The organism is Thermodesulfovibrionales bacterium (assembly GCA_035622735.1).
Taxonomy (GTDB): Bacteria; Nitrospirota; Thermodesulfovibrionia; order Thermodesulfovibrionales; family UBA9159; genus DASPUT01.
In genome coordinates this window covers 1-3,919 of record DASPUT010000216.1, presented here as the reverse complement: position 1 = coordinate 3,919, position 3,919 = coordinate 1, and the positions used below count along the sequence as shown (strand labels likewise).

Genomic DNA, 3,919 nt, shown 5'->3' with positions numbered 1-3,919 from the left:
TCAGGTCTTTCCTCAGGTTTGCCTCTTTTATGTCTTGAAGAAGGTTTACGATATCCTTCTCGGTGATCATCTCTTTCCCTACGTCGGCGACCTTCGAAACCACACCGGTCGAGGAGGGGGACACCCGGGGTTTATACCAATAGGTGAAGGCAGTCCATGAAAAGGCGAAGGTGAGGATAACGGACAATGAAACGAAGAGATACATCGTGCCAGGCATCCTCATCTTGAAGTGACGGGGAAGGGCCTTTTCACGTAACATCGTCACAAGGTGTTCCTTCATGCTCATCTGAGCAACGAGCATCCGATAATAGCGGCCATAAGCCCGGAGCAACCAGAACAAGCCGGGCTCCTCCAGCCTGTTAAGACGCGACTGCAGATCCTCGATTTCCCCCCCGAGCGTCTTCTCCATCTCGTCAAGCGTCGATTCAAGGCCTGCGATCTGTTTCACGATCGTACTGATATCCTTCTCTTTTCTGGCGGCTGCAAGCACTGCACCCTCATCCGTATCGGATGTCCCACGTTGGAGCTCCTCAAGTGATTGCTCTTTTTCTGCCAACCTCCTGTTCAGCTTGTCTCTCTCGAGAAGTAGGGTATACACAAATTTCTTTTCGATATCCGCCCTCAGATGCGCTATTCTCATGTCCTCAAAATCATCACTGCCGACACAGGGAACGCTACCGGCAACCGATCCCATCTCGCCCTCCCCCTCTCCGCTCGCAATTTCGACCGGATCGAGCATCGCTGAACAGGCTTCGCAGTAATGTTCCGTGAGGGGGAACCTCTTCGTGCACTTGGGACAGATCATGGCGTATCGCGACATCTCTTCCATGGATCACATCGGATTGATGTCTTCGGTCGTCGGCCGGGGCTGGGTACTCTTCTTCGGTTTCTTGTCCGTCTTCTGCTTTGCAGACGGTTTTGAGTCTGTGTCGCTTTTCTTGATCGGCTCGGCCTTCGTCTCCGCATCACCTTTCGATTGATCATCAATCCCGCCTCGATATCCCGTCGAAGGAAGACCATCGGGTTTTTCCTTTCTTGCCAGGAGAGGAAGGAGGGGGTTGAGCATCTCCGCCACCATTTTCATCCGGTCCGAAGGAGAGGGGGCACTGCCGGCAAAGGTAAACTCTCTCGCCTGCCACCAGAGAACCCTCGCATCACGGGAAGCGATAAGCTGCAGGATGATCTCATGCCGATCCTTGTGAGGGAGGATAACGCCGTTGACGACAGCATCGGACCCAGCTGCCCTCCCGAATCCGGCGAGGAATTCAACCCGGTCTTCGGGTCCTGGAGACACTCCTCCCCTCACCTCATTGATCGCACTCCCTCCCGTTCCCGGTCGAATAACGTTTACGCGCGGTGAAGACGCAAGGAGTTCCTGCACACTTTCCCTCCAGCCGTCATGATCACCGTAAAACGGAGGGACCGTTATGGAATGAACTTCGCCTATGAAACGTCTTTCGAGAAAGGGAAGACTGTTTTTCTCCTCACCCGCGGTTAGGGCCGGGACCGGCTTGGTCGACGCACAGGAAGATAGCGAGAGCAGAATGGCAAGCAGACCTATCGCCGGAATACTCGCCCTTCCTCCAAGAAATTCTCCGCCCATTTTTCCATTCTACACGAAAACCTATTTTCTTTCACTTGCCTCTTTGGATGGGTCACTAATCTCCCCGTCTTCCTCGTCGTGATAATTCTTCTTCCTCTTTATCACCTTGATAAACCCGTATACTGTTATGAGAGCGGCCAGGAGAAAGAGCAACTCATAAAGGTTGTCGCTCATATAGCTGACCCATGAAATCCTTTTTGTGAGGTGGTTTCTCCAGCGAGCCTCGAGTTCGCTGAGAGAGACCGAAAGGCTCTCTTCGACCGCCTTGTTGATGTCTACGCCGGAGCCTAATAATTCGAGCATCATCCGTACTTTCGGGACCCCGTATTCTCCCGCAATATAGGCGACTATGCTCCGGCTCTCTTCATAGGCGAGCAACAGTTCTTTCCTGCCGGTCGGAAAGCTCTCTGTTAACTCGCCGATGCCGATTAACCGTCTTGAAAGAGCCGCCTCCTTGAGAATCGAGCGGCTTTCATCAGTCATTATCTCTCCGACCCCTCCTGTAACCCACTGACAAACCCCTTCATCAAGCCATCGCGGCAGGCCACCCTGTCTGATCTGCTGATGGAGCTGGAGATGACAGAGTTCATGTTTCAGTGTTGTTGCGAGAGTAAAGGGGTATGTGTTCATCCTGGAGTAATCGATCACGATAAGATTGTCCCTGGGTACCGCATACGCGACGGTGAGGCTGTCTTCTGCGTTTCTCAGGAAAGAATCTCTCTCTTTCACGAGGACTATCTCGGCAGGAAAATCGAGCCTCCACAGGTCTCTCGCCAGCTCCGCCTTGACCGACGGATAGATTTTCAGGACTTCCCCGGCAGCGCTCCTGAGGGGTTCATCAAAACGAACGATGACTTGGTCGCCCTCGAGGTGGCTTCTTCCCGCGTGCGAAAGCGGAACGTACATAGCAAAAAAAAGTCCCATGAATAGGAACAGAATCCTCGCGTGCATCATATCCTCATCTCCAGCATACCATGTTTGTCTGCGGAGTTCCCCTACGGGCCCTGTTCCCGGAGTGGCATCGCCGGTCTTAAAAAGAGTAAACTAATGTCTATGAAGACGGATCCAAAACCCTTTGTCGACATCTATGCCGACGGCGCGTGCAGCGGAAATCCCGGGATCGGCGGGTTCGGATCCATATTGATATCGGGCGAGAAAGTGAGGGAACTCTCAGGCTGCGAGATGATAACGACGAACAACCGTATGGAATTGCTCGGCGTAATATCCGCCCTCGAAGCCCTGAAAAAACCCTGCAGGGTCAGAGTCACGACGGATTCGAATTACATCGTTCAAGGCATGACTTCATGGATGGAGGGCTGGCTGCGGAACAACTGGCGGAACTCCCAGAAGAGAGAAGTCTTGAACAGGGACTTATGGGAGCGGATTCTCGAGTCCTCACGACCCCATGAGATAGAATGGGTCTGGATAAAGGGCCACAACGGACATCGCGAGAACGAGCGTTGCGACCGTCTTGCCCGGCAAGAGATCGAGAAATGCAGGAAAGGGATCGGACATGAAGAAACCTGAACTCCTCGCTCCGGCCGGCGATTTCGAGAAACTGAAGACCGCCATCCATTACGGCGCCGATGCAGTCTATCTCGGAGATTCCCGTTTCAGTCTGCGGGGGATGGCTAGGAACTTCGGTCCCGATGAATTGAAGAGGGCCGTCGCTTATGCCCGTGAGCGGGGGGTGAAGGTCTATGTAACGGTTAATATCTTTCCTCACAACAGAGACCTTCCCGGCATTGAAGAACATGTGGAAACCCTTAAGAATATCAGGCCCGATGCCGTCATCCTATCGGACCCGGGAATCTTCAAGATGTTCAAACGGATCGCTCCCGAAATAGACCTCCATGTGAGCACGCAGGCGAATATCACGAACAGGGAATCTGCGGGTTTCTGGGAGGGCCTCGGGGCGAGGCGGCTCGTCCTGTCGCGCGAGCTGTCCGTAGGAGAGATCAGGGAAATCCGGGAAGAGACATCGCTCGAACTCGAGGTCTTTGTCCACGGCTCGATCTGCATATCCTATTCGGGGCGTTGCTACATCAGCAGCTTCCTCGCATCGCGGAGCGCCAACGCAGGAGCCTGCACCAATTCGTGCAGGTGGAACTATACCCTCATGGAAGAGAAGAGAGGGGGGGAATATTTTCCGGTCTTCACGGACGACAGGGGCACCTACGTCATGAGCTCCAGAGACCTCTGCATGATAGAACACCTCGACATCCTCGCGGGGGCGGGGATAGACAGTTTCAAGATCGAGGGAAGGATGAAGGGGATCAATTATGTCGCGGGTGTCGTGAAGACTTACCGCGAGGC

At 53.7% G+C, this 3,919-nt stretch carries 5 protein-coding genes; 2 read left to right on the top strand and 3 right to left on the bottom strand.

What is annotated here, in order from left to right:
• From VEI96_11430 to VEI96_11420, 3 genes are all read right to left on the bottom strand, one after another.
• A partial coding sequence (locus tag VEI96_11430) for a hypothetical protein (GenBank protein HXX58603.1) occupies window positions 1-829 on the bottom strand: 829 nt, incomplete at its 3' end.
• 3 nt (window positions 830-832) lie between these two features.
• Window positions 833-1,603 carry a hypothetical protein gene (locus tag VEI96_11425; GenBank protein HXX58602.1) on the bottom strand — a complete coding sequence of 257 codons (771 nt, stop codon included), beginning with the start codon at window positions 1,601-1,603 and terminating at the stop codon, window positions 833-835.
• Window positions 1,604-1,624: 21 nt separating this feature from the next.
• Entirely contained in the window at window positions 1,625-2,527 is a 903-nt protein-coding gene (locus tag VEI96_11420) for a peptidase MA family metallohydrolase (GenBank protein ID HXX58601.1), read from the bottom strand.
• A gap of 123 nt (window positions 2,528-2,650) precedes the next feature.
• On the opposite strand from VEI96_11420, the gene rnhA reads away from it, so the two are divergent.
• Together rnhA and VEI96_11410 are read left to right on the top strand one after the other, a co-directional pair.
• On the top strand, window positions 2,651-3,130 hold the full coding sequence (rnhA, locus tag VEI96_11415; protein HXX58600.1) for a ribonuclease HI: 480 nt from the start codon (window positions 2,651-2,653) through the stop codon (window positions 3,128-3,130).
• The coding region (locus tag VEI96_11410; GenBank protein HXX58599.1) for a peptidase U32 family protein at window positions 3,117-3,919 on the top strand (803 nt) is incomplete at its 3' end. The genes rnhA and VEI96_11410, both read left to right, overlap by 14 nt.